Raw genomic sequence first — 26,152 nt, 5'->3', positions numbered from 1 at the left:
AGGTTTTGAGTGAACTAGCTATCGTCTTTTAGTCGTTGCTGCTGTCAACACAGGTGTCACAGTGCTCTTTGAAGATACCAACTTTTACCAGCACCGAGTGGAACCAACAGCCGGCACACCAACCTGCAGCGGCTTCAAGCCACATGAAGGTTAGACAGAGAGGAATGGTCACTAGCGGGGTCCAGCGAGGCATCCAGTTTTGTGTGGTTGTCAGCAGTTCACTTCCTGTGAGGCTGTTTACAAATTCGGCAACCGGTACCGGATTGAAGAAGAGAAGGCAGGCTGCAACCAGTGCGGTACCAATCTTCCAAGCAAACTTCTTAGGCTGGTATGGGCGGTAGACCGGCTTGTGGTGACGGTTCATGGCAGCGGAAATCCAGAACAGAGGGCAGAGCCAAGCGGTGCGTTTGCTTTGACTTAGCACCATCTCCCAAAGGACATAGAGCAATAGGTAAGTTTGTGGGGTCCAGTCGTAGACCTGGCGAACGACCTCAGCGGAGTAGATGATCTGCCCAGCCATGTTGGTTTCCCAAGTATCTTCCAGTGTGCTGGGATCAACAATGAAAGCCGAGCCATTTATGGTGTTGTAGAAGATGACTAATATAGAGACGGGTACTAAGAATAGAAAAGCGGCACGTGTTCTAACAACATTGTCGTTGACCATGTCGTAACTCATTGGGTGAAACAGTGGGTTTCTCATCAGTGATCCTCTATTGTTTTTATATTAACTGTTCCTAATAATAGGCTAGGTATAAGCGTTAATAATAGATGCTGCTTAGGTTAAGTTTTTCTTAACTAGTTTGGTTATAGATCTCTTGGTTATTTATTAACTTTGCTAATATAAGCGGCTCTCCAGCAGGGTTATTGGATGTCTAAGTTTCAAATCATCGTCGGTACCGTTTATGGTTCAACTATTGAATTGGCTGATGAGTGTCAGGAATTTCTGACCACTCAGGGACATCAGTGTGAATGGCTAGATACACCCGAGCTCTCTGATCTTGATCCATCAGCTTCCCTGCTGATTATGACGGCATCGACAGGAATGGGAGACATCCCAGACGGTTTGATGCCGCTCTACTGTGATCTATTAGATGAAGAGCCCGATTTAACCCATCAGCGCTTTGCATTGGTAGGGTTAGGGGATTCAAGTTATGACTATTTCAACGGGGCGGCCAAACGACTGTTTGAAGTGTTTTCAAATCTGAAGGCTCAATCGTTGGTTGAGCCGCTCTATGTTGATGCCAATAAAGATCCTGAGCCAGCAGAACCTGTTATGCGTTGGCTAGCGAGCTGGATCGATTAGTCGAAAGGTTAGATTGATTCTCGGTTGTTTAACGCGAAGACGTTTTGGCACTGAGTGCTCCCAATACTCTTGAACTCCAGCGTTCATGATCAGCAGAGAGCCGTGGCTGAGTTCAAAGTCGACGGTCTCTTTTCTACTCTTTAGATCTCTAAATCGAAAGGTGCGAGAGCTCCCTAGTGACAGTGACGCGATGACAGGCTGTTCGCCCAGTTCTGGCTCGTTATCACTGTGCCACCCCATACTGTCATGCCCATCTCGATAGAGGTTACAAAGAACGGCATTAAATGTGTGGTTGGCCGTTGACTCGATTTTGTCTTTAATGGATTCGAGAATGTTCGGAAAGCCGCTACCCTCCATTGTCAGATTAGAGTAACGATAACTGACACCTTTTGATGCTACAAAGCACTGCAGTCTTGGAATAGGGTGGCTTTTTCCATAAAGGGTAATACTCTCTTGGCGCCACTCTAAGGTGTCTGTGAGCTCTGTGAGCAGTGCATCTGCTTCTTTAGAACTGAGAAAACCCTCGATCAGTTTAACGTTTAAATCACTACCCATTACAGCTGTTCAAGATAGCCCATCAATTGCGTAGCTATGACCGGTGTCAGATCTAATGAGTTCGTCTCATGGACAATGCTGTTGCAGCTGTGAATTTCGGCAATATCTTTCAATAGTGCATATGCATCTTTAGCGAAAATACCATGGACTCCGATGATCAAAGGTTTACCCATCTCCGCTGACTCCAAGTGTTCAATGGTCGCTAGCATGGTTCTGCCGCTGGAGATGATGTCATCGACTAATACAGGACAATAGCCTCTGTATTGGGCCAGTTCAGGCTCTGTCACAGAGACATCGTAATCACCTGATCGCTCTTTCAACAGGATCTGATAGGGGCGATTAGATGCGTTTGCGATGGCAGCTACCCACTGTTCACTCTCTTCATCAGGGCCGATCAATAATAAGTTGTCGGTTTGCGTTTTTAGGAACTCGGTAATCACCGTTTGCGCCGTGCAGACCATTCCGTTGAGTGTATAAACCGCATCCAGTGTTGGATAACGATGTAGGTGTGGATCGACCGTTATCAGTGCATCAAAGGCGAGGGATAGGTGCTTAGCAAAGTGTCTAGAGGTGATCGATTCGCCAGTATGAAAACGTTTGTCTTGGCGCATATACGGAAGATAGGGTGTGATCAGACAGATATTGCTAGCGCCTAGCTCGCGAGCATTTTCTGCAAAACTGAGTAATGGAAAAAGTTTCTCATTGGGTTGGTATAGGTCGCAGAAAATAACCACGTTGGATTCTGCTACGTCGGTATCAACCCTGAGAAACGTCTCCCCATCAGGGAAGTGACGGATTTCAAATTGACCTAGTGGTAGACCGGTAGCTTCAGCGAGTTTCTCCGGAATAGGGTGGCTTGGAGATAGATTAAATAGAATGGTTTTTTTCATAAGTCACCTATTCACCAAAGGTTAAAATTTGTAGGTGTGATTGCAGATAGTCTACCGCGTAGTTTAGCTCGCCAATGTGTTCAGCATGAATCGTTAGCATGGGCTGCCCACGTTTGATCAGATCGCCTACTTTAACGTGTAGATCAACCCCCGCCGCCGCATCAGCTGGCGCACCGGCCAACTTGGCGACTTTAGCTAGGATACGATTATCAACAGTGGCGAGAGTGCCATCCTTCTCCGCTAACATTTCGTAACGATAGTGGGCTATAGGTGGCTCTTTAAAAGCGCCTTGCGCCTGACAGATGGCAACAAATTTCTCCCAAGCTTTCCCCGTTGTAACCAACTCTCTGGCGAGCTTTTCACCTTCGCCAGGTGATACTTTACCGCTTAAATCGAGCATTGCACCGGCAAGGTAGACCGCGCGATTTAGCAGATCCTGAGGTGCTTGCTCATCACATTTTAAAACTCGGACAATATCTCGCGCTTCAAGAGCGGGTCCAATTCCTTCACCGACCGGTTGAGTCCCGTCTGTCTTAACAATGGCTAAGGTGACACCTAAGTTATCAGCCACTCGTTTAAAACTGTTTGCTAGCTTATCGGCGGCTTCATCATCTCTAACTTTAGCGGTTGGCCCTACTGGAATGTCGATCAAAACGTGGGTCGCGCCTGCGGCTACTTTTTTTGATAAAACAGAGGCGATCAGCTGTCCTTCACTGTCGATATCGAGTGCGCGTTCTACTTGAATGAGTAGATCGTCAGCAGGGCTCAGCCTCACGGACCCTCCCCAGGCTAAACAACCTCCTTCCGAGTGAACGACCTCTCGCATCTGATCTAAGGTGAGACTGACATCTGTGAGCGTCTCCATGGTGTCAGCGGTACCGGCCGGCGAGGTGATTGCTCGTGAAGAGGTTTTGGGAATGGTTAAGCCTGCAGCCGTTAATATGGAGACCACAATGGGCGTGGTGCGGTTGCCGGGTAAACCACCCACACAGTGTTTGTCTAGGACCTGATCTAGCCCCCAATCAATAGTGCTTCCAGCATTGATCATTGCGCGCGTGAGAGAGGTGATCTCTTCATCATCTAACTTGTCGTCACCACAGGCGGTAATAAAGGCGGCTAAGTAAACATCAGCGTAACGTTCATCAACGATGTCATTAATAATTTCGCTAAACTGCTCTTCATTTAATTTATGGCCATAGACCTTTGATCGCACATGCGACAGCGAATGAACAGGCCTTGGGTGAGACAGCCATATGGACTCATGTCCTATCAGTTTAAGTTTCTCCCAAGCCGATTCAGAGAGTCCGATCTCCCCCTCGTCAATTAGGTCTCCCGTCACGATATTCAACGTGGCGATCATGTGATTCTGTTCTGTCGAGACGAGGACGCGCGTTAGGCTGTTAAACCCTTCCGATTTGCAGACAGAACTGTCTGAACGAAGGTAGATGTTGGGTTCGTGGTGTGTATCAATCCCTAAACGGCGTGCCCTTAAGGGATTCATTTTCTCTGGAAACATAGGTCACTCTTATACTAAGACTAAATTCAGTCTACTTAAAAACGGGATACTTTCCACAAGAGTTCAAACAGTAATGAGGTTTCTACTGTTATGGATCAATCGGCGCTGTTAAAATAATTGATCAACTTTGAGAGTGTATTGATGAACGATCTACCCGAACAGCCTCTATCTGTCTCCCCATCCCTAGCATCCAAGTATGGTGTGGATGGTGCGCTGCTGTTGGGTCTGATTGAACAGTACCGCCTTATTGTCAAAGCAGATGAGTTAACTCTCTCATTGTCTGCGTTGCAGGAGCGCTGCCCCTTCTGGAGTGAGGCACAGTTGCTTGAGCATCTTTACACGCTGGCATCTGAATCCCTGTTTGGTCTGCAAGTATCTGATGATCAACTGCTGATTAGTTTTGAAAAGGGAGCTTCTCAATCCGTAGCAACGCCTGCGACAAAACAAGCGCCTGCAGCCATCCAGGCGACAGCTGCTCGACCTCAAACTCATCGTTTGCCAAACTCTAGACGGAACGTGCCGCCCAGTTTTGGTGGTGGCTGGCGTCGATCAACCAATGAGTTGGACGAAATTTTCGAAGCGGCTGAACAGAAACGCAAACTTCAAATTCGTATGGATGTCTCTTGGAGGCCTGATGAGAGTTTCTATCAGTTGCTTCAGCAGCATGGTATTGAAGCTCGATTTGCGGAATCGCATCTTGATGAATTTACACTCTACTATCTGGATAAACTTGATCACCAGAGCGTTTGGAACCAGAAATTCTTAGCCTGGGTAAAACGTGCCGTTCGTGATCAAGAGAGCCGTTCGGCTAAAGCTGAACGTTTTAACGAATCTTCACAAGCCGGTGGGCAGCATGAAAAAAGTCGACGAGATACTCGGGAAAACCGAAAACGGGTTACCGCAGCCGTCATGGACCTCAAAAACCTCGACTGGTAATCGCTCACTCAGTACGCCGGAACATGAGGCGCCGCAACGCGAGCTGATCAGCCAAGAGACCAAAGCGATGGTCAACATGGTGTTTGCTCGTTTCATGGCGATCTATGGCCATAAATTCAAAAGTGCTTTTGAAACCGAGCAGGAGATTATGATTGCCAAACGTGAGTGGGCAATGAGCATCTCTGGCTATGGTGAAAATGAACTGGTAGCGGCTATTAATCGTTGTAAAGAGACCTTAGCTTGGATGCCATCCATCTCAGAGTTCCTCAACATACTAAAAGAGGTTGGAGCAGACTTTGGTCTTCCTAGCAGTTATGAAGCTTACCAAGAGGCTTGTCGATACGCGGGTGATCATCATCACGGTTGGTCTCACCCTGCAGTATATGAGGCGGCTAAGCAGACCGGTTGGTATGAGATTCGAGGGGAGGCGGAAGCCAATATCTACCCACGTTTTCGATACTACTACGATATGATTTCAAAGCGGGTGCGTGCTGGTGAGACGATTGATCAACCGGTGCCTGTTGCGATTGAAGACAAAAGCGAAGTGACGCATGCAACCACCATGCTCGAGTTTGCTAAAACCCATCAGATCGATGAGGCTGAGGCCTGCAAATTGCTCTATTACCTGACCCTGCCTGAGGGCTCCAATGTGCGCTCGCGACAGTACCAGCAGAGTTTAGCAACGGCTCAAGATCGTGGTTGGACGCTGCCGACTACTCAATAGTCAGATCCAAGAGTACTATTTTCTTCCAAGAAAGCGTTTAAGGTGCTTCGACATTTTCGAAGCATTTTGATCGCTGATCAGTTGGTCAAACAGCTTACTCCACCCCAGGATCGATACCGAAAAGAGAAAGCCCAATTTCACATCATCAAACACAATGGCAACCAGCGTCATCGTGATCATTGTGGCAATGACCGAGACGATAAACACCTCTAACTGGCGAGGTCTAAAAAACTTCCAATAGATGAAGAAAGCGACCCCCGCGATGATGATGAAAAAGTGCATCGGTTACTCCTTAATCTCTGGCTCGAGTTGCTCTTTGAGCTGCTTGATCAGGTTCGCAGGCAGATCCTTTAATGTCAAAGTTTCACTGTTAGGATCAAAAGAGATCGATTTTCCGAGCGATTCATTGCTGAAACTGATCGATACCTCACGCGTTCTGCCGGTATAGCGAACGTATTTTTTCAGACTGGCGCGATCGGGAATGAACTGCTCTTTAAGTTCTGGGGCTTCAGAGGCGATGTATTGATCAAACCCAACCTCTTGGTCACTTTCAACGGAGGCAGTTAGGTCACGATAACTTACGGTCTCCCCCGCTTTGGATTGCTCTATACAGAACTCGGCAACCTCTTTCTGATAACGTTTACCAGCCTCTTCCGGCATATTGGCGCTGTAGTCACGAACTACCTCCATGAAGCGTTCTGTGTCAGCTTGGGTATCCACCGTATCGAAGAAGCCAATAAACTCAGCCAAAGCTCGAGTGGCAGAACGGTCACCAAAACCGAAGCCTAAGGTTAGGTAGCGACTGGCGTTAGGGTCAAAAAGGCGCTTAAGATCGATGCAGCAACAGAGTCCCATTTTTGAAAACTCAATCTGTTCTGATTCAATCAGCTCATTGCTCTCATCAAAACACCATCCGTCAGACTGTTTTAATTGAGCTATCCAGAGTTCGTGCAGTTCGGTCTCATCTTGCTCGATGAACGCCCAGTAACCATCCGTCTCTAAATCCTCACTCTCGAACATCACGGCTAACAGCTCGACGACTTTGGAGCTGAATTGAGTCAGGTCCAGACCCTTCTCTTGCCAGTTCAGCAGGAGTCCTTTGAAGCTCGTTGCCTCATCCGCAAAACGGCCATAACGCTTGGTGGCCCTGCGGGTGAAGACCTGATCGATTTCGTTCAGCAGTTTTCGGGCATTCAGTTCTGACCCAATAGGTTGCTCTTTTAGGTGAAATGACTGATCACCAGTTTGACGAGTTAATCGGTGAGCGATAGCGCGAACACTGTTCATTGCAAGAGCCTATTGTGGTTGGCGAAAGTGTGGGCCGAACATTTGATCGGTTGCCTGTTTCAGTGCATCGGACACCGAGGATGAGCGAAGCGCTTGAACCATCAAGACTCGATGCACCGGCAGGTACATCAAGTCTGCTAGGATACGACTGAAGGCGTTCTGCCCGGCATCACACTTAGCTAGAGCCTCTAAAAACAGAGTTAGAAGTGTTGGCTCAAGCAGCGCGTTCTCACAACGGGTAGCGATCGCAGCGAGCAGCTCAGCACTCTGTGCTGCTCTGCTATTGAGAACAGCTTCAATCGCCTGATGCGTATGGCTTTCTGTTTTAGCACTAGAGAGCGCACGGATAAGAAGTGAGATAAGCACAGGGTCTCTGTTTTCGCTTAATGCCTCTGTTAGCTGCTGAAACAGCTTTTCGGATAGATCGCTGCTAGGCTTCACATGTTCAAGCAGCCCTAAAACCTGTGCGTGTAAACCTTCAGGAAGCTGATTCAGTGCGTTCACTAAAGTGGCTTCGTTACCGGACTGTTCCAGTCTTACAACAAAATCAGCCAAGCCCTGCAGTGACAAGTTCTCCCAGCCTGTATCAAGGTTGGGTTGGCTGATAAATTGCTGCACAGGCTCATAATAGGCTGATGCTGCTTGGTGGTTATCCAGAGCCGCTTTGGCATGAAACAGTGCCATCTTTTCATCGCTTGGTTTAAACGCGAAAGGATTCTCTTTTAGGCTGTCTTCTGTTGGAACACCGTCGATACTGGATTGAACGTTTTGTAGGAGGCGATTGACGATATCATCACGTACAGCGCTGAGCAGAAACCCTTGCTCATCAAGCGGTAACTTCAAAAACCAGACGGCATTCTCATCAGCAGACTTAGGATTCCAAAGTAGCAGCGCGATCCAGGCGTGCTGCAGGTAGGGAGTAGGGTAAGGGGTGGCCTGAGTCTCGATGCGTTCAAACTCGTCAGCACTGAATGCTCTGATACGACGGCCGAGATCGTAGATACGCATCGCGGTTCCGGCCTGTTTGAATAGTGCGGTTAAAGTTACCTGTTGATCGCTCATCGCTGACTCCATTTTCTAAGCGCGCGATTTTACCATGTCGGCGAGCGAATCACAGGTTGCCGAGCAGAATCCTCTCTTCTGCTTGTTCAATCTCCCTAGGCGATCCGGTCAGAATCAAAGTGTCACCCTCATTAAGTAGCAGAGTACCCGATGGGTTATCGATCTCCTCACCCTGTTGAATCAGTGAGCTGATCTCTAACTCTAGGTCAAGGGCGTCCAGGGTTTTGCCACAAGCATAGGCGTTTTCAGAGAGAGTAACCGCGTGCTTCTGAATCACACGGCTTGGGTCTAAATCGGCTTTCAGGGATTGTCCGCCGTGCACGAAACCATGCAATATCCGATAACGTTGTGATCTTACCGAACGGATGCGCTCTTTGATGATATCGGCGGGAACATCCAGTAGTGTGAGTACATGAGAGACCAACATTAGGCTGCCTTCAAGCGCTTCAGGCACCACCTCTGCCGCACCGTATATCTGAAACTGCTCTAAGTGGTAGTCATCCTGGGTTCTAACGAGTACTGGGATATCACCGAATTCGCGCTTGATCTGTTTTAACGTCTCAAGGCTCGACTTGGGGTTAGGCAGCGTCAGAATAATAAGGCGAGCCTTCGCAGCTCCTAAGCCTCGCATAATATCGACACGTTTGGCATCGCCGTAATAGGCAGGCTCACCGGCTGAAGAGGCCTCTTTAATGCGAATCGGGTCCGGATCGATGGCTACGTATTGAATCCCCATCTGCTTCAGAAAACGAGCCACAATCTGTCCAACACGACCATAGCCACAAATGATGACATGGTCGGCGAGTTCGTGATGTTGGCTGGCGGCATCAGCATGTTGGTGCTCTGGCACAGACTCAGTGCTGTTTTCGGTTGGGAAAAAGCGCTCTGCGATCCAATCGGCTTTATTTAATAGACTAGGTGTAATGACCATCGAAATGATAATGGTGGAGACTAAGACAGCGTTTAGGTCACTGTCGATCACGTGATAGGTCAGAGCAACCGCGAGTAGGGCAAAGCCAAACTCACCGCCTTGAGCTAGACTGATGCCTGCTTTCAGGGAGGTGTTTGCGTTATTACCGAATAGACGACCTAGCAGCAAAATGACGAGGGTTTTCGCCGTGACCAGCATCAGAGTCGTTAGAATAACCCAGTGGATGTTTTCAACCAGCGCAGACAGATCAAGCTGCATACCCACAGTGACGAAGAAGAGGCCAAGCAGCACATCTCTAAATGGGCGTATGTCATTCTCAAGTTGATGCTTAAAGTGACTCTCGCCCAACATCATGCCCGCTAAGAAGCCACCTAAAGCCATTGATAGGCCCGCTGCGTGAGTAATCCAAGCTGCCGTCATAGCAGTGACCAGTGCAACTAGGACAAAGAGCTCATCCGAGCGTTCACGGGCAATCTCATTAAACAGTGCGGGAAGAATTTTGTGCCCAAGAATAAGAAGTAAAAGTAGCAATCCAGCGCCTTGCAGTAGTGGCCAGATGATTGATTCGCTAGCTTCAGCGGTGCTGGTTCCTAGCGCAGGAACTAAGATCAGAAAGACGACCGCGGCAATATCTTGAAATAGCAGAATCCCGAAGGATAGCTGCCCATGCGGTTGTCCTAGCTGCTGGAGTCGAATGAGCTCTTTGGTCACGATGGCTGTAGAAGATAAGGCTAACGCACCGGCTAGAACGATGGAGGGTGCCAACTCCATCCCCATTAGTAGCGATAAGCCGATGAAAATAGCGGAGGTAGTAATGACTTGGGCTGAACCTAAGCCAAGAACGGTTTTGCGCATGGCAATCATTTTTGGCAATGAGAACTCAAGACCCAACATGAACAGAAGGAATACAACGCCAAGCTCTGAAAGAAGCGCCATCTGGTCGGGGTGTGCAACTTGAAGCGCAAACGGGCCAATCAGGGCACCCATAGCTAGGTAGGCCAAAATGGCTGGCAGTTTTAAACGTCTGAACAGGGTGGTGGCAACAACGGCACCAATGAAAATAAGCAGTATCTGTTCAAATAGACCGTAGCTTTCAGCCATTAGTATCCCCGCTGAGTGCTCTATCGAGTTGTTGAATCTGAGCGATTAATTGGGCGTTCTCTGTACGACTCTTCAGTGCCTCTTCGGCATAGGGGTGGATGGCACTGGAGTCAGGCAGAGGAATTTTAGTTTTTAAAAGGGCTTCAAGCCTAGGGATTAAAATCCACTGCAACCACTGAGTAAACTCAAGCGTGTCGATGCAAAAGGGTTGCTGACTACTTAAAGCTTCCTGGGGCGGTGGCGATGCTTCCCAGAGTGATAAGCGCACCATCTCTTTTCTGATCGCTTCAATCGAGAGTGTAACGGCTTGAGCTTTACTCATCGTTGTTTTCGAACTTGGTGATCGCGGCTTTAATGCCGTTGAGTCGTTTAAAGCTGATCTCTTGCGCGGTGCTTAGGAAGTCCAGCATGAAGTCTGACTCTTTCTGCTCTTCGCGGATAGCCGCATAGAGTGTGCACCACAAACCCTCTTCACCTAAAGACTTGGCATCGATGAACTGCTTTTCAAGATACTCGTGCAGTGCCCAGTTTGGCAGCGCAGCCACGCCTCGACCACTAGCAACCAGCTGCACCATCATAACGGTTAACTCCGCCGTGCGAATTTCTTGAGGTTCGATACCTGCTGGGTCTAAAAATCGTGTGAACAGATCCAAACGGTTTTGATCGACGGGGTAGGTGATCAAGGTCTCCTCCGATAGATCTGACGGCTCAATCTGCTTTTTAGCATTGAGTCGATGTTGGCGGCTTAGGGCGAGCATCGATTCGTAACTGAACAGTGGAACGTAGTGAATGCCGTTTCTTGGCTCTGGATCCGATGTGATGACAAGATCAATATCACCACGAGCCAGTGCTGGCAGTGGCTGGAATGTAAAACCGGTTGAGAGATCCATCTCAACTTCAGGCCAATTCTTGCGGAATGAGTCGATGGTTGGCATGAGCCAATCAAAACAGCTATGACACTCAATACAGATATTCAAACGACCAACTTCACCACCCGCTAAGCGAGCAATATCACGCTCGGCTGTTCGGATCATCGGTAGAATGTCATCTGCCAACGATAGTATGCGTTGACCAGCAGAGGTGAAACTAATCGGTTTGGTTTTGCGGATGAACAGCGAGCAGTTTAGGCGCTCTTCGAGATCTTTGATTTGGTGTGAAAGGGCCGATTGGGTTAAGTGAACCCGCTCTGCAGCTTCGACAAGGCTACCGGCATCTCTTAATGCCACAAGAGTTTTAAGATGTCGAAGATCGATCATGGCTGACTCCAGCTAATTGCATTGAGGCCAGTATAGACCATATCAAGTAAGCAGCCCATGGACTGCTTACTCAAAGGGTTAAATGCCTACTAGAAGGAACTCCAGAAGTGCTTTTTGGGCGTGTAGGCGGTTTTCAGCTTCTTGAAATGCAACGCAACGTGGGTCGTCCATCATTTCGTCGCTGACCTCTTCACCGCGGTGAGCCGGCAGGCAGTGCATGAATAGAGCATCCGGTTTAGCGAGATCCATCAATGCTGTATTGACTTGGAATCCATCAAAACGCTTCAGACGAAGAGCCTCTTCCTCCTCCTGTCCCATTGATGCCCAAACATCGGTTACAACCAGGTCGCTATCTTTAACGGCTTCTTTAGGATCATGAGTAATTGTTACACGACCAGGGTTTGCGGCGAGTAGCTCTGCATCTGGCTCAAAACCTTTAGGACAAGCGACGTTTAAATGGAAATCAAACTGGCGAGCCGCATTGATGTAGCTACTGCACATGTTATTGCCATCACCAACCCATGCCACGGTCTTACCTTTAATAGAACCTCGGATCTCTTGATAGGTTTGCATGTCGGCAAGTAGCTGACAGGGGTGGAACTCATCGGTCAGCGCGTTAATGACCGGCACCTTGGAGTTGGCTGCAAAGGTTTCAACTAATTCGTGGCTGAAGGTGCGAATCATCACTACATCAACCATGCTAGAGATGACTCGAGCGCTGTCTTCAATCGGTTCACCGCGTCCCAGCTGGGTGTCGCGAGGGGATAGGAACATCGCATGACCACCAAACTGTGCCATGCCTGCTTCGAAGGAGACACGTGTTCGTGTAGACGACTTTTCAAAGATCATCGCCATAACGCGATTCTTGAGTGGCTCGTAGATCTCTCCCGCATTGCGCATGCGTTTGAGTTCAATCGCACGATTGATCAGTTTGTTAAGCTCTTCAGGCGTTAGGTCTAGAAGAGTTAGAAAGTGTCTTGTTCCCATAAAAATTAAAACGTCAGCCAAATGCATGGCTGACGATATCCTAAATAAAGTTAGTTTTGATTACTTTGCAAGTAGCTGATGAACTAGCTCAGATACAGTCTCTATCAGTTGCTCTGCTTCAGACTCAGAGATGATTAGAGGTGGTAGCAATCGAATAACCTTACCTCCTCCATTCACATTGAGCAATAGCTGATTGTCAGAGGCAAGTTTAGCTAAGCCAGCAATGTCAGTATTGAACTGACAACCGATCATCAACCCTTTGCCTCGTACCTCAACAAATTCTTCAAGGTCGGCAAAGCGAGAGGCCAAGCCATCACGAATCTGTTGGCCACGAGCCATCGCATTGGCCATCAGTTCTTCATTTTGGATGGTGTTGTAAACGGCAAGCGCCGCCGCACATACCAATGGATTACCACCGTAGGTTGAGCCGTGGTTACCAGGACCGAATACATGGTTGCCATGTTTTGCAACCAAGCAGGCACCAATAGGAACCCCGTTGCCTAGACCTTTTGCTGTGGTCAATACGTCAGGCTGTACACCTTCATGTTGGAAGGCAAAGTATTTGCCAGTACGTCCATTACCTGTTTGAACCTCATCAAGCATGAGCAGCCACTCATTCTCATCACAAATCTCACGCAGTGCTTTTAGGTAGCCGTCGGTAGGGACGTGCACGCCACCTTCACCCTGAACGGGCTCTACAAGAATTGCTACAATGCTCCGGTTGTTTGATGCGACCTTCTTAATCGCTTCAACATCATCGTATGGCACGCGCACGAAGCCACTCAGAAGTGGTTCGAACCCGGCTTGAATGGCACGATTTCCAGTGGCTGACAGCGTTGCCATGGTGCGGCCATGAAAACTCTGCTCCATCACAATGATAGACGGGTTAGTGATGCCGCGGTCGTTACCGTATTTACGAGCAATCTTGATTGCAGCCTCATTCGATTCCGCACCGGAGTTACAGAAGTAGACCGCTTCCATATTGGTCTCTGTACATAACTTTTCACCCAGCTGCTGTTGCAGAGAGATCTCGTACAGGTTGGAAGTGTGAATCAGTTTAGCGGCTTGTTCGCTGAGTGCTTGAGTGACGGCAGGGTGAGCGTGACCAAGACCGGTAACTGCGATGCCAGAGAGTGCATCCAGATAGCGTCGCCCTTCAGTGTCGTACAACCAAACGCCTTCACCGTGGGTGAAAGCAACAGGTAACCGAGCGTAGGTGGGCATTACAGGGGTCATGGTCATTGAAAGTGTTCTCCATAAAACGCAAAAAGACAGCCGTGGCTGTCGCTGGAGACTAATATTATTTTGTGCTTACAAAATAAGCAATCTTAGAGTAGTTATAACCGAGTTTTTTACTCAGATTTACTGTATAGTGCGCCCATTCGTTCAATGAGATTTAAGAGGTGAGTTAATGAGCACTTTAGAGACAATTAAAGAACAGATCGAAAGCAATGCCATTCTTCTTTACATGAAAGGCACACCTCGCTTTCCTCAGTGTGGTTTTTCATCACGTGCATCTGAAGCGTTGATGTCGTGTAACGAACGTTTTGCTTTCGTAAACATCCTTGAGAACCCTGACATTCGTGCAGAACTACCAAAGTACGCTAACTGGCCGACCTTCCCTCAGTTGTGGGTTAATGGTGAGCTAGTCGGCGGGTGTGACATTATCTGTGATATGGCAGCGAGCGGTGAACTACAGACATTGGTCTCTGAAGCGGCTAAATCTGAAGAGGGTGACAACGCTGAGGGTTAATCCCCGCTGACGCTTGTTAGTCCAGCTCGCTCTCTTCTCTGAGGGCGAGCATCATGTCCCATCCCCCCATCTCTTTCCACTGATTGACAATCATGCAAAATAGCTCGGCCGTTTTCTCTGTGTCGTAGAGAGCGGAGTGCGCCTGTTTGTTGTCGAAGCTAATTCCGGCGAGATCGCACGCCTTAGCGAGGACCGTATGGCCATACGCTAGACCCGCCAGTGTGGCGGTATCAAAAGTGGAGAATGGGTGGAATGGATTACGCTTGATGTCACAACGATCAGCTGCATTGCATACAAAGCTATGATCAAAGTGGGCGTTATGTCCAACCAAAATGGCTCGTTTGCAGTCATGCGCTTTAACCGCTTTGCGGATAGGCTTGAAGATCTTCTCCATCGCCATGAGTTCTGGCTCGGCCTCACGATCCGGCGACCAAGGGTCGATGCCGGTGAAATCCAACGCCGATTGTTCTAGGTTTGCCCCTTCGAAAGGCTCTACGTGCGCCTCAATTGACTGATCTACGATCAGGTAGCCCTCTTCATCCATGGTCAGAGTGACCGCTGCAATCTCTAAGAGAGCATCGGTTTGAGCATTGAATCCAGCTGTTTCAACATCAACAACAACGGGAAGATAACCACGGAAACGGTCTGCCATTGGGTGACGCTGTTTCGAATTTGGCACAGTAGATCCTTACTCTTCGATGGGGTTTTGTGGAGTTTAACAAATCCAATGGATAAGGGCAGAGTTAAAACTCAGATCTACTGATATTTATTTAAATGTTCGCTATAATTCCCGCCCATAAATTTCAGTGCTGTCTGATTCATGAGTTCAGTGCGCCGTATTAACCTCTGCCCTGATCGGGCGAGCATGGAGTTGGAGTCGTCAATGTCCGACATTAAAAAAGTCGTTTTAGCTTATTCTGGTGGTTTGGATACCTCTGTAATCGTTCGTTGGTTACAAGATGAATACAATGCCGAAGTTGTAACCTTTACTGCTGATATTGGTCAGGGTGAAGAGGTTGAGCCAGCGCGAGCTAAAGCCGAAGCGTTGGGCGTCAAGGAGATCTACATCGAAGATCTTCGTGAAGAGTTTGTTCGTGATTACGTATTCCCAATGTTCCGCGCGAACACCATTTACGAAGGCGAATACCTACTGGGTACGTCGATCGCTCGTCCACTCATCGCTAAGCGTCTGGTTGAGATCGCCAACGAGACAGGTGCCGATGCGATTTCACACGGTGCGACCGGTAAAGGTAATGATCAGGTACGTTTCGAATTGGGTGCCTACGCACTGAAACCGGGCGTGCACGTTATTGCACCTTGGCGTGAGTGGGATCTTAACTCGCGCGAGAAGTTAATGGCTTACTGTGAAACTCACAACATCCCAGTCGATTTCTCTAACAAAAAGAAAAAGTCACCTTACTCTATGGATGCGAACCTGCTTCACATCTCATACGAAGGCGGCATTCTTGAAGATCCTTGGGCAGAAGCTGAAGCCGATATGTGGCGTTGGTCTGTTTCTCCAGAGGAGGCTCCAGATCAGCCAACTTACCTTGAATTGACCTACCGTCAGGGTGACATTGTTGCGATCAACGGTGAAGAGATGTCTCCAGCTACCGTATTGACTTACCTTAACAAGGTGGGCGGCGAAAACGGTATCGGCCGTCTTGATATCGTAGAGAACCGCTTTGTAGGTATGAAGTCACGTGGTTGTTACGAAACACCGGGCGGAACCATCATGCTTCCTGCACACCGTGCGATTGAATCGATTACACTGGATCGTGAAACGGCTCACCTAAAAGATGAGCTGATGCCACGTTACGCTAAGACAATCTACAACGGTTTCTGGTGGTCAGAAGAGCGCAAGATGCTTCAAACGATGATCGACGAGAGCCAGAAGTACGTGAACGGTGAAGTCCGTGTCAAACTGTACAAAGGTAACGTGACGGTTGTTGGTCGTCGCTCTGAAGAGAGTCTGTTTGACGAGAGCATTGCAACCTTTGAAGATGATGCAGGTTCCTACGATCAGAAAGACGCTGCAGGCTTCATTAAGTTGAATGCCCTTCGTATGCGTATCGCAGCTAGCAAAGGTCGTAAGTTCGACTGATCGTCAACTAGCCTAGGTTGCTAAATCGAAGCCCGAATCATCGATTGATGACTCGGGTTTTTTGTTTTTTTAGTGATCTCAGTAGCTCTGTTATGAGTTCAATCAATTGCATCAGGTAGATGTGATCGATAAAATTGTTTCTAGATAGTTATTGAACCTAAAGGGTTGTTACTACAACCCTTTTTTATTGGATTTTCAGCGGATGAAAACACACAAAATTCTTCAAGCTCCGATCCCAATGCGCTGGGTCGGTCCGATGAAACTGTCAGGTCATCTGATTGAAGAGAAGTTGAGTGTTCCTCTAGCCACTTACGAAACCCCTCTATGGCCATCCGTTGGCCGTGGTGCACGTATCTCTACACTCTGTGAAGAGGGGATTAAAGTCAGTGTGATTGATGAGCGTATGACTCGCTCGATTTTGCTTGAAGCGGAAGATGCTTATGCAGCGCACCAAGCGATCCAGTCTCTAAAAGCACGAATGGATGACCTCAATGAGGTAGTGGCTAAATCGAGCCGTTTCGCCAAGTTAATTGATATCAATTCACAGGTGGTTGGTAACCTTATTTACCTGCGCCTTGAGTTTACGACAGGTGATGCCTCTGGTCACAATATGGTGACTAACGCCGCTGATCATCTGATTCCTTGGATTTTGACAGAGTATCCACACCTTCAGTACAGCTCCATATCGGGTAACTACTGCTCCGATAAAAAGGCAACCGCTGTTAATGGTATTCTTGGTCGTGGAAAGTATGTGGTTTGTGAAATCCTGATTCCACGAGATATTGTTGAGCGCCGCCTTCACTCTACGCCGGAAAAAATTGTTGATCTGAACATCAAGAAAAACCTGATCGGCACAATGATCGCTGGTGGTTTGCGCAGTGCTAATGCGCACTACGCCAATATGCTGCTCGCCTTTTACTTGGCAACAGGGCAGGATGCGGCCAATATCATTGAGGGCTCACAAGGTGTGGTTCACGCAGAGGTTCGCAACGGCGATCTCTACTTCAGCTGTACGCTACCCAACCTCATCGTCGGCAGTGTCGGTAACGGCAAAGGGATCGACTTTGTAGAAGAGAACCTAGAACGCCTTGGCTGTCGAGATGATCGTGAGCCGGGTGCTAATGCTCGTCGATTAGCTGCAATCTGTGGTGCGACGGTTCTGTGTGGTGAGCTGTCGCTTATTGCTGCGCAGACTAACCCAGGTGAGCTGATGCAGTCGCACCTTCAGATGGAACGCAAATGAGTCAGTTGACCAACGATCGGAAGATTGAGCACATCAATGCGATTCTGCAGGATGCCGAGACCGATCGTGATGCGCGCTACTTCGATCGTATCAAGTTAACGCACAGGGCGTTGCCAGAGCTTGATTTCGAAAAGATCGATCCGTCCATTAAATTGTTGGGTAAATCGCTAAGCTTCCCCATGCTCATTTCATCGATGACCGGTGGCGATCATGAGTTGATCCGGACCATTAACCGTAATCTCGCTGAAGCAGCCGAGCGTTGTGGCGTGGCGATGGCGGTGGGTTCGCAGCGAGTGATGTTCAGTGACGATTCGGCTAGGAGTAGTTTTGATCTTCGATCGGTTGCTCCCAATGCGCTATTGATCGGCAATGTTGGTGCTGTGCAGCTCAACTATGGTTTTTCACTGGAGCAGTGTCAGGCCGCTGTCGACCTACTGAAAGCCGATGCTCTCTATCTTCACTTGAACCCTTTGCAGGAAGCCATTCAGCCTGAGGGTGACCGTAATTTCGAGAATCTTGCCGATCAGATCCAGCAGATTGTCGAGGGTTTGTCCGTTCCAGTCTGGTTGAAAGAGGTGGGTTCTGGCCTGTCGGCCGCCGATGTGGAGCTTGGTTACCGAGCAGGCGTTCGTTATTTCGATGTGGCAGGCAGCGGCGGAACCTCCTGGAGTCGAATCGAACATCATCGTCGTGATCAGGATGACCTTGGGTTACTATTCCAAGATTGGGGATTACCGACACCGGTGGCGTTAGATCAATGTCAGTCTTGGCAAGATAAGAGCACGTTAATTGCCAGCGGTGGTCTACGTAATGGGATTGATCTAGCTAAGTCTGTTATACTCGGCGCCTCGTTGGGGGGATTTGCAGCACCTCTACTGCAACCTGCAATGCAATCGGCTGATGCGGTTGTCGACGTAATTGAACGTATAAAACGTGAATATGTAACGGCACTGTTTCTTTTAGGTGTGCCTAGTACGACAGCGCTTAAGGGTCAGCGAGCGCTTGTCATCGAACAGTTTTAAGGATTTGATCAAAGTATGTCCGTAGGTATCGACGAAATCAGCTTCTATACATCGAGCTACTACCTCGATTTGCGCACGCTGGCTGAACGTCAAGGCACTGATCCGAACAAGTATTACGATGGTATCGGTCAAGAGAAGATGGCGATGGCGGCGCATGATGAGGATATCGTTACGCTTGCGGCGAACGCTGCGCTTCCTATTGTTGAACGCATTGGAACTGATGCCATCTCAACGATTCTGTTTGCCACTGAGACCGGTATTGATCAATCCAAAGCGGCGGGTGTCTATGTACATCGTTTGTTGGGATTGAACAGTCACTGCCGTGTCGTTGAGCTTAAACACGCTTGTTACAGTGCAACAGCGGCCGTTCAAATGGCCTGTGCACTGGTTGCTCGTAACCCAAGTAAACAGGTGCTTGTGATCGCATCTGACGTGGCTCGTTACGACCTGGACTCTCCAGGTGAAGCCACCCAAGGTTGTGGTGCGGTTGCAATGTTGATCAAAGCAAACCCGAGAGTTCTAGAGATTGAACCAGAATCGGGCACTCACACTGAAGATGTGATGGATTTTTGGCGTCCCAACTACCGTACAACGGCGCTGGTCGATGGCAAATACTCGACCAAAATTTACCTAACATCTTTGAAACGTAGCTGGGAAAACTTCTGTGAAGAGAGTTCCGTTCGCTACGGTGATATCGACTATTTCTGCTACCACTTACCCTTTGGCAAGATGGCACAGAAAGCTCACTCACAGTTGGCCCGTGTCAATAAAACGGGTCAATCTCCGGAAGAGCTTGCTGCTCAGATTGAACCAACACTTATCTACAACCGTTTGATTGGTAACTGTTACACAGCGTCAATGTACATTGGGCTCTGTTCCCTCCTTGAGCAACTTAACGAAGATTTAACCGATAAACGTATCGGACTGTTCAGTTATGGTTCGGGTTCGGTCAGTGAGTTCTTCACCGCTAAGGTGGTGGCGGGCTACCAATCGGCTTTGAATACAGGCCGCCACGCTGAGCTGCTAAACGATCGAACTGAATTGAGCTACGAAGAGTATCTCACCCTTTACCGTTACCCTGATCCACGTGATGGTGGGCAGCATGTGATTGCACCCGATACACAGGGCCGCTTCCGCTTGGCGGCGATTAGCGATCATAAACGTGAGTACGTAGAACGTTAGTCATGTCGGTTGCAAGTGCTCCCGGAAAAATTATTTTAAGTGGTGAGCACTCCGTTGTGTACGGTGCTCCAGCTCTAGCATTCTCGGTTAAACAGCGTTTGACCGTTAACTTTACTCCCGATCTTCTGCCTCGACTTAGCTGGTTTACTCCAGACAGAGCACATGAGATGGCTCTGGAAAAGTTTTCCACTCTTCGTCATAAATTGGATGCGGCGTTTGATGGCTACCTTCGAGGTGAACGCTCCATCAGCGAGATCTTCTCTCGACCGGCAGAGTTGATTTTCTACACCGTTGATGTGGCCCGTATCCTAGGTAACCTTGAACGCATTCCGCGCGGCAAATTTGATATTCAATCGGACATTCCGGTGGGTGCCGGTATGGGCTCGTCTGCTGCTCTGCTCGCTGCACTCTTGAAACTCTTCTCCAAACATGAAGATTTAGCCACTTTGATTGAGCAGGTGCGGCACTGCGAACGCTTACAACACGGTCGCGGCAGTTTGATTGATGCCGCTACAGTAACCATGGGGGGTTTGGTCAAGGTGGAGCAGGATCAAGCGAATCGATTGGGTCTGTTGCCTGATATTTTTAATAACGACTGGTACTGGATATTTACCGGAACTCCTGCAACAAGTACCGGAGTTTGTGTCGAGCGTGTTCGCAGCCAATTTGAACAGTCGGATATATGGAGTGAGTTTGCTGCTGTGACGCATCGTATCGAAACGGCTCAAACCGATCTCGATCAGCTCTTCTCTGCGATTCAAGATAACCACCGCCTTTTAAACCGTATCGGGGTGGTGCCCGCCCGAGTCGCCGCATTGATTGAGCGGATCGAGAGGTTAGGCGGTGTGGCTAAAATCGCTGGTGCTGGTGCGGTATCCGGTGATGCCGGTGGGCTTGTGCTGGCCTATCTGCCTAATCAAACACCGGATGCTTTGAAGTTACCGTCTTTGATGCGCTGGGGGCGGGTTGAATCGGATGGTCAGGGTGTCAGTCTCGGAGACGATGTATGATCTGTTATTCGGCCCCCGGTAACCTGATGTTAATGGGCGAGCATGCCATCTTGCATGGTCAACCTGCCATTGCTCTGGCCGTTGGTAACCGGCTGTCTGTCTCTTTGATCCCGCGAGTGGATGAGGTCGTCACTATTGAATCGGAACTGGGCCGTTACCAGAGCGCTTTGAGTGAGTTAGCAGACGATTCAACGTTCAGCTTTATGGTCACTGCAATTCAGCTATGTCAATCCAAGCTAAAACAGGGTTTTGATTTAACCGTCTCCAGTCAGTTTTCAGATCAAGTTGGCCTGGGTTCATCGGCCGCTGTCACCGCTTCAACCGTTGCCTGCCTGTTAAACTTTTGTAATGAGCCGGTGACCAATGAACAGGTATTCAAACAGGCTCTAGAGGCCGTTCACAGGGTTCAAGGCGGTCGTGGTTCGGGCACCGATTTAGCCGCTTCAATTTGGGGCGGTATGATCGCCTACGAAATGAACGGTGCCAAGGTGCGTCCACTGAAAGGCACCCCTGATATTGATCTCTTCTACGTCGGGTACAAGATGAAAACACCTGAGGTGATTGCGTTGGTAAATCAGCGAGCTGACGCCGATCCCGATATTTATACCTCAATCTATCAATTAATGGGGCAGGTGACTCGCGCAGCAGAACAAGCGATAGAGTCACAAGAGTGGAACCGGCTAGGGCAATTGATGGATCAATACTCAGGGCTTATGGATGCGCTAGGAGTGTGTGATGCTAATTTAGCAGACCTGCAATTTAGAATGCGTCAGCAGTCTGGTGTTCTGGGTGCTAAGATTTCAGGATCTGGTTTGGGTGACTCTGTCATCTCGTTAGGTTTGACCAATCCTTCAGAGATACCCTATCAACATCTGCCCGTCTCGATACACAGTGTAGGTCTCAAACAGGAGTCAATGTGATGACTAAGCAAGAAGTACTGACTAAAGTGCTGCCCGAGTTGGGGGCTGTCTCCGCTTCATCGGAACACTTTGCTCCGAGTAACATCGCTCTGTGTAAGTACTGGGGCAAGCGAGATGTTGAACTTAATTTGCCGATCAACCCCTCCCTCTCTGTCTCATTGAATGATTTGGGCTCTAGAACTCGAGTAACGCCGATTGATCAGCCGATTGATGAGGTATGGTTAAACGGCCAACAGATGCACCAGGATTCACAGTTTGCACGTCGTGTCAGTCGGTTCATCGATCTTTTTCGTGGTAACAAGTCACTCGCTTTCAGAGTGGAGACTCGAAATAACATTCCTACCGCGGCAGGCCTCGCTTCCTCTGCCTCTGGTTTTGCGGCCCTGACGTTGGCGATGAACGATGCACTATCACTTCATCTATCCAATGAAGCGCTATCCATGATTGCGCGTATGGGGAGCGGCAGTGCCTGTCGATCCATCTTTAATGGATTTGTAGAGTGGCACATGGGGCACCGTGAAGATGGCTTGGACAGTCATGCACACCCGATTGATGCGACCTGGGATGATCTTCGAATCGGTCTGGTCAAAGTAGATATCGGCGAAAAGTCCGTTGATAGCCGATCTGGGATGCAGCGCACCAAGGAGACCTCCCACCTTTATAACAGTTGGCCCGCTCAAGCAAATGCCGATCTGTCGAAGCTGCATCAGGCGATCTCAGATAAGGACTTTACCTTGTTGGGTTCTACGGCAGAGCATAATGCTATGTCTATGCATGCCACGTTTGCTTCCAGCTGGCCACCGCTCGTCTATTGGCAACCAGAGTCGTTACAGGCGATGCATAAGGTGTGGCACCTTCGTGAGCAGGGGTTGGAGGTCTATTTCACCATGGATGCGGGGCCTAACTTGAAGCTGCTTTTCCAGAAAGAGTCCTTAAGTGATCTATTGGCTCACTTCCCTGAACTAGAGGTAGTCACCCCTTTCGGTGTCTAACGCGGTTATGCCAATCACTGGCTTCCCTCTTACTCGAACTCAGCGAGATGGTTCGCAGGGTATTGAATACACCTTCTGGTTGACTGGGGTGGAGGGGGCTCATGCGGTTACCGTCACACATGCAGAAGCGGTCTGTTTTGTTTTCGCTATTGATCAAGCTGCCATTGAGTCCTGTCTGAAAGATATATCGGGTTGGACGCTGCGTCATTTAGAACTGAAATCCCTCTCTTTAAAACCGGTCATGGGTCTCTACTGCCAAAGCCTAAAAGTTTACTGGGAAGTGTTAAAACGACTCGAGGCGGAACAAATTGCTCTCATGGAAGAGGATATCAGGCCGGTTGATCGCTACTTGATGGAACGGTTTATTCGCACTGGGGCTGTTCAGTTCGAAACTGTTAAAGGGGTTGAGTTACGCCCCTATGATTTTACACCTGATTTAAAACTACTCTCGTTAGATATTGAAACCACGTTAAATGCCAATCAATTGCTCTCTATAGGTTTGCAGCAGGGCGATCAGAGTCTTGTGCTATTTAATGGTGAGGCACCCGAACTAGCCTGGTGTGAGGGCTGCTCGGATGAGCGAACTCTGCTTCAACGCTTTGTCGAGATAGTGGCAGATTGGGATCCTGATTTGATCGTCGGCTGGAATTTGATTGGCTTTGATCTGCGCGTGCTAGCACGGCGAGCTAAGGCTAATCGAGTTGGACTCAAACTTGGACGTGATAGCAGTGAGATGCACGTCGATGTTGGTCAAAATGGTCGCTGGTTCAGTCGCATTGCTGGTCGTGTTGCCATCGACGGCATCGAGACTTTAAAAGGGGCTACCTGGCAATTTGATAGCTTCAGCCTAGAGAGTGTCGCTCAGGCACTGCTGGGGCGTGGTAAAGCGATTGATAACCCTTACGATCGTGGTGAGAAGATACAGCAACTCTTTAGAGAGGATAAACAAGCATTAGCGACCTATAACATTGAAGATTGTCGATTGGTGTTAGAGATCTTCAAAAAAGCGGAGTTGCTTGAGTATCTTATCGAACGCACTCGTCTTACTGGTTTGGCGTTGGACAAAGTGGGTGGTTCCCAAGCGGCATTCGATAATCTCTATCTGCCTAAGCTGCATCGCGCTGGCTATGTAGCACCTCCTTATGCCTCAGGTCGCAGTGACCTCTCTGTGCCTGGTGGGTTTGTCATGGAGTCTAAACCCGGACTCTATCGTGATGTGTTAGTGTTCGATTTTAAGAGCCTCTATCCCAGTATCATTCGTACCTTCTCAGTGGATCCTTTAGCACTCGCTCTGGCGGGTGAGGCCTCAGAGGCATCATTAGTACCAGGATTCTTTGGTGCGCAGTTCAATGCCGATGTGGCCATTCTTCCCGCGATCATTGAAGAGCTCTGGTTAGCCCGAGATCGAGCCAAGGCGCAAGGTAACTCTGCGTTATCACAAGCGATCAAGATACAGATGAATGCCTGCTATGGGGTGTTAGGGTCCAATTTGTGTCGCTTCTATGATCAGAACCTATCGGGAGCAATTACGTTGAGAGGCCATGAGCTCCTGCAAAAAACCGCGCAATGGTTTGAGTTTGAACGGGGCCATCAGGTGATTTATGGCGATACCGATTCAGTCTTTGTCTGGTTGGGCGATGACTGCCAACAGGGTGATATCGCACAGTACGGTGCTGAATTGGCAGATCAAGCTAACCACTGGCTGCAAGAGCACCTTAAACAGCAATACGGTGTAGAGAGTGCACTTGAGCTGCAATATGAGACTCATTTCAAACGTTTTTTGATGCCAACCATGCGTCACTCTGAGAAGGGCACTAAGAAACGCTATGCGGGTCTTAAGAGATCGGGTGGTGAGGATCAATTGGTCTTTAAAGGGTTGGAGACGGTTAGGTCCGATTGGACACCCTTGGCCAAAAACTTCCAGACAGAGTTGTTGTCCAGAATATTCAATGACGAGTCTTGGCGTGATCTGGTCGTCGAAACCACGGAGCAACTACTCAGCGGTAATGCAGATCATCAATTGACCTATCGTCGTCGACTAAGACGACCTCTAGATGCCTATCAGGCCAGTAATCCACCGCATGTGAAAGCGGCTAAAAAAATGCAGTCATACCTAGATAGGCAGGGTTTAAACGTGCGTTTAGGGCGAGGCGACCCTATTGAGTACGTCATGACAGTTAACGGTCCAGAACCAACCATCTGTCGTAAATCAATCATTGATTATCAACACTATGTCTCTAAACAGTTAGAGCCGGTCGCTGACACAGTATTACCCTTTCTTGGTGCCAGCTTTAATGATCTGATAGATAAACAGAGAGCGCTTTTCTAGAGAGGTTTTGTGTGAATAAGGTTCCGAGTACACAGCGTAAAATGGCCCGTTTTTCTGCGCATATGACCTGGATTCTTATTCTGGTGATGCTTACCTATGGCTTTAACGCCTATCTTGAACAGCGCGATCATCCCAATGCACAACTATCTTTGGCAAACGGCACCGATCAGGTTCGCCTGATTGCCGATCGAAAAGGGCAGTATCGAGCACCCGGTACGATCAATGGATACCCTGTCTCTTTTGTGGTTGATACCGGTGCGACCTATGTGTCACTTTCAGATGCTCTGGCCGATGAGCTCTCGTTACCCCGTGAGGGCAAAAGCTTTGCGATAACCGCCAATGGTCGAGTGCCCGTCGATTTAACGCAGTTGGAGGAGGTTAGCTTGGGTGGGCTCTCCATGGCTAACGTACCCGCAATGATTGTACCTGAGCTGGACAGTCAGATTGTTCTGTTAGGGATGAGTTTTCTAAAACACCTCGACTTTGTTCAAAGCGAGGGAAAGCTGGAGCTTCGTGTTCCTTAAGAGGTAATGCTCTTTTGGCTGATTTCGGTTCTTATCTGACGTCGGCTCACGAAGCAAGAATACCGCTTCTTTGGGGGATCACTACGCAGTATTCATCGGGCTTAACCCATGCTGCGATCCGGTCAATGGGCTGCTCATACAGTTATAACGATTACCTGTATGAAACAGCAAAAGCACAAATTCATGATGCTGAATTGATTCAACGCATCGGCGAGTTCGAATCGGGTTGTTACAGCGTGGCGCGTGAGCAGCTAACCACGATACCAGTTGATCGCTCTGCGCTGAATAAGCTTTGGGATGTTGATTGGTTAGGCTCGAAAACTTTTCTCCAAACGCCCGGTACGTTCTATCAATCGCCCGAGGCCTATCTCCATAATCAAGAGGCCTATGGATTCATCCGGGATGAAAGAAATCATCAGCCTGATAAGCAAGAACCCATTGAACGCGGTACTAACCCGTATTGCTCAGAGGTCTGGAACGGTGCTTGAGGTTCAGGGCATTAACACAGACGCCGTCACTCGAGCA

General features: G+C 48.8%; 27 protein-coding genes. 14 read left to right on the top strand and 13 right to left on the bottom strand.

Features of this window, described 5'->3' with window-relative positions; genetic code table 11:
* Positions 1-28: 28 nt before the first annotated feature.
* On the bottom strand, positions 29-700 hold the full coding sequence (locus XMD579_RS11065) for a DUF4395 family protein (protein ID WP_173482004.1): 672 nt from the start codon (positions 698-700) through the stop codon (positions 29-31).
* A 168-nt stretch (positions 701-868) separates the two neighbouring features.
* Between XMD579_RS11065 and XMD579_RS11060 the strand changes: the two genes are divergently transcribed.
* The gene (locus XMD579_RS11060; RefSeq protein ID WP_173482003.1) at positions 869-1,303 is read left to right on the top strand and encodes a flavodoxin domain-containing protein; all 435 of its coding nucleotides are present in this window, start codon (positions 869-871) and stop codon (positions 1,301-1,303) included.
* Here the strand turns inward: XMD579_RS11060 and XMD579_RS11055 are convergent.
* From XMD579_RS11055 to XMD579_RS11045, 3 genes are read right to left on the bottom strand one after another with little or no spacing between them, the layout of a single operon-like run.
* Positions 1,283-1,858: an alpha-ketoglutarate-dependent dioxygenase AlkB gene (locus tag XMD579_RS11055; RefSeq protein WP_173506368.1), complete on the bottom strand. Its 576-nt coding sequence runs from the start codon at positions 1,856-1,858 to the stop codon at positions 1,283-1,285. The two genes, XMD579_RS11060 and XMD579_RS11055, sit on opposite strands and share 21 nt — an antisense overlap.
* On the bottom strand, positions 1,858-2,748 hold the full coding sequence (locus tag XMD579_RS11050; protein ID WP_173506367.1) for a ribose-phosphate diphosphokinase: 891 nt from the start codon (positions 2,746-2,748) through the stop codon (positions 1,858-1,860). The genes XMD579_RS11055 and XMD579_RS11050 overlap by 1 nt, the downstream gene beginning before the upstream one ends.
* A gap of 7 nt (positions 2,749-2,755) precedes the next feature.
* Complete coding sequence (locus tag XMD579_RS11045; protein WP_173483240.1) at positions 2,756-4,264, bottom strand: thymidine phosphorylase family protein; 1,509 nt, start codon at positions 4,262-4,264, stop codon at positions 2,756-2,758.
* A gap of 141 nt (positions 4,265-4,405) precedes the next feature.
* Here XMD579_RS11045 and XMD579_RS11040 point away from each other — a divergent pair, with 141 nt between their 5' ends.
* Together XMD579_RS11040 and XMD579_RS11035 are read left to right on the top strand one after the other, a co-directional pair.
* The gene (locus tag XMD579_RS11040) at positions 4,406-5,200 is read left to right on the top strand and encodes a DnaT-like ssDNA-binding domain-containing protein (RefSeq protein ID WP_173483239.1); all 795 of its coding nucleotides are present in this window, start codon (positions 4,406-4,408) and stop codon (positions 5,198-5,200) included.
* Entirely contained in the window at positions 5,118-5,924 is an 807-nt protein-coding gene (locus XMD579_RS11035; RefSeq protein WP_173506366.1) for a replication protein P, read from the top strand. The genes XMD579_RS11040 and XMD579_RS11035 overlap by 83 nt, the downstream gene beginning before the upstream one ends.
* A gap of 15 nt (positions 5,925-5,939) precedes the next feature.
* On the opposite strand, the gene XMD579_RS11030 is transcribed toward XMD579_RS11035, so the two are convergent.
* From XMD579_RS11030 to XMD579_RS10995, 8 genes are all read right to left on the bottom strand, one after another.
* Complete coding sequence (locus tag XMD579_RS11030; RefSeq protein ID WP_173481997.1) at positions 5,940-6,206, bottom strand: hypothetical protein; 267 nt, start codon at positions 6,204-6,206, stop codon at positions 5,940-5,942.
* Positions 6,207-6,209: 3 nt separating this feature from the next.
* On the bottom strand, positions 6,210-7,211 hold the full coding sequence (locus tag XMD579_RS11025; RefSeq protein WP_173506365.1) for a nucleoid-associated protein: 1,002 nt from the start codon (positions 7,209-7,211) through the stop codon (positions 6,210-6,212).
* Positions 7,212-7,220: 9 nt separating this feature from the next.
* Positions 7,221-8,273 (bottom strand): DUF3549 family protein, encoded by a 1,053-nt coding sequence (locus XMD579_RS11020; RefSeq protein WP_173506364.1) that lies wholly within the window; start codon positions 8,271-8,273, stop codon positions 7,221-7,223.
* 49 nt (positions 8,274-8,322) lie between these two features.
* A complete protein-coding gene (locus XMD579_RS11015) occupies positions 8,323-10,305 on the bottom strand; it encodes a monovalent cation:proton antiporter family protein (RefSeq protein ID WP_173506363.1) in 1,983 nt (660 codons plus the stop codon).
* Complete coding sequence (locus XMD579_RS11010) at positions 10,298-10,627, bottom strand: YqcC family protein (RefSeq protein ID WP_173506362.1); 330 nt, start codon at positions 10,625-10,627, stop codon at positions 10,298-10,300. The genes XMD579_RS11015 and XMD579_RS11010 overlap by 8 nt, the downstream gene beginning before the upstream one ends.
* Positions 10,620-11,561, bottom strand: a complete 942-nt coding sequence (locus XMD579_RS11005) for a LysR family transcriptional regulator (protein WP_173484701.1) — start codon at positions 11,559-11,561, stop codon at positions 10,620-10,622. The genes XMD579_RS11010 and XMD579_RS11005 overlap by 8 nt, the downstream gene beginning before the upstream one ends.
* 78 nt (positions 11,562-11,639) lie before the next feature.
* Positions 11,640-12,548 carry an ornithine carbamoyltransferase gene (argF, locus tag XMD579_RS11000; RefSeq protein WP_173483232.1) on the bottom strand — a complete coding sequence of 303 codons (909 nt, stop codon included), beginning with the start codon at positions 12,546-12,548 and terminating at the stop codon, positions 11,640-11,642.
* 60 nt (positions 12,549-12,608) lie between these two features.
* Positions 12,609-13,790 carry an aspartate aminotransferase family protein gene (locus XMD579_RS10995; RefSeq protein ID WP_217363555.1) on the bottom strand — a complete coding sequence of 394 codons (1,182 nt, stop codon included), beginning with the start codon at positions 13,788-13,790 and terminating at the stop codon, positions 12,609-12,611.
* 169 nt (positions 13,791-13,959) lie between these two features.
* Here XMD579_RS10995 and grxD point away from each other — a divergent pair, with 169 nt between their 5' ends.
* A complete protein-coding gene (gene grxD, locus XMD579_RS10990) occupies positions 13,960-14,301 on the top strand; it encodes a Grx4 family monothiol glutaredoxin (RefSeq protein WP_173483231.1) in 342 nt (113 codons plus the stop codon).
* 16 nt (positions 14,302-14,317) lie between these two features.
* Here the strand turns inward: grxD and rnt are convergent, their stop codons facing one another.
* Positions 14,318-14,953, bottom strand: a complete 636-nt coding sequence (rnt, locus tag XMD579_RS10985) for a ribonuclease T (RefSeq protein WP_173483279.1) — start codon at positions 14,951-14,953, stop codon at positions 14,318-14,320.
* Positions 14,954-15,184: 231 nt separating this feature from the next.
* Between rnt and XMD579_RS10980 the strand changes: the two genes are divergently transcribed.
* The 10 genes from XMD579_RS10980 (at position 15,185) to XMD579_RS10935 (ending at position 26,115) form a co-directional block, all read left to right on the top strand.
* On the top strand, positions 15,185-16,405 hold the full coding sequence (locus XMD579_RS10980) for an argininosuccinate synthase (RefSeq protein ID WP_173481989.1): 1,221 nt from the start codon (positions 15,185-15,187) through the stop codon (positions 16,403-16,405).
* A gap of 202 nt (positions 16,406-16,607) precedes the next feature.
* Positions 16,608-17,648 carry a hydroxymethylglutaryl-CoA reductase gene (locus XMD579_RS10975; protein ID WP_173481988.1) on the top strand — a complete coding sequence of 347 codons (1,041 nt, stop codon included), beginning with the start codon at positions 16,608-16,610 and terminating at the stop codon, positions 17,646-17,648.
* Positions 17,645-18,670 (top strand): type 2 isopentenyl-diphosphate Delta-isomerase, encoded by a 1,026-nt coding sequence (gene fni, locus XMD579_RS10970; protein WP_173481987.1) that lies wholly within the window; start codon positions 17,645-17,647, stop codon positions 18,668-18,670. The genes XMD579_RS10975 and fni overlap by 4 nt, the downstream gene beginning before the upstream one ends.
* Before the next feature lie 15 nt (positions 18,671-18,685).
* Positions 18,686-19,852 (top strand): hydroxymethylglutaryl-CoA synthase, encoded by a 1,167-nt coding sequence (locus XMD579_RS10965; RefSeq protein ID WP_173481986.1) that lies wholly within the window; start codon positions 18,686-18,688, stop codon positions 19,850-19,852.
* Positions 19,853-19,854: 2 nt separating this feature from the next.
* Positions 19,855-20,862 carry a mevalonate kinase gene (locus tag XMD579_RS10960; RefSeq protein ID WP_173481985.1) on the top strand — a complete coding sequence of 336 codons (1,008 nt, stop codon included), beginning with the start codon at positions 19,855-19,857 and terminating at the stop codon, positions 20,860-20,862.
* Complete coding sequence (mvk, locus tag XMD579_RS10955) at positions 20,859-21,782, top strand: mevalonate kinase (protein WP_173481984.1); 924 nt, start codon at positions 20,859-20,861, stop codon at positions 21,780-21,782. The genes XMD579_RS10960 and mvk overlap by 4 nt, the downstream gene beginning before the upstream one ends.
* A complete protein-coding gene (gene mvaD, locus XMD579_RS10950; RefSeq protein ID WP_173481983.1) occupies positions 21,782-22,774 on the top strand; it encodes a diphosphomevalonate decarboxylase in 993 nt (330 codons plus the stop codon). The genes mvk and mvaD overlap by 1 nt, the downstream gene beginning before the upstream one ends.
* Positions 22,767-25,103 (top strand): DNA polymerase II, encoded by a 2,337-nt coding sequence (locus XMD579_RS10945; protein WP_371815204.1) that lies wholly within the window; start codon positions 22,767-22,769, stop codon positions 25,101-25,103. The genes mvaD and XMD579_RS10945 overlap by 8 nt, the downstream gene beginning before the upstream one ends.
* An 11-nt stretch (positions 25,104-25,114) precedes the next feature.
* Positions 25,115-25,627: a retropepsin-like aspartic protease gene (locus XMD579_RS10940; protein WP_173481982.1), complete on the top strand. Its 513-nt coding sequence runs from the start codon at positions 25,115-25,117 to the stop codon at positions 25,625-25,627.
* A 14-nt stretch (positions 25,628-25,641) separates the two neighbouring features.
* Positions 25,642-26,115: a hypothetical protein gene (locus tag XMD579_RS10935; protein WP_173481981.1), complete on the top strand. Its 474-nt coding sequence runs from the start codon at positions 25,642-25,644 to the stop codon at positions 26,113-26,115.
* Positions 26,116-26,152 lie beyond the last annotated feature (37 nt).

The sequence above is a fragment of the Marinobacterium sp. xm-d-579 genome (assembly GCF_013282935.1).
In the GTDB taxonomy this organism is placed as follows: Bacteria; Pseudomonadota; Gammaproteobacteria; order Pseudomonadales; family Balneatricaceae; genus Marinobacterium_E.
Note: the sequence above shows the minus strand (reverse complement) of the source record. Positions and strands in the feature narration are given on the sequence as shown.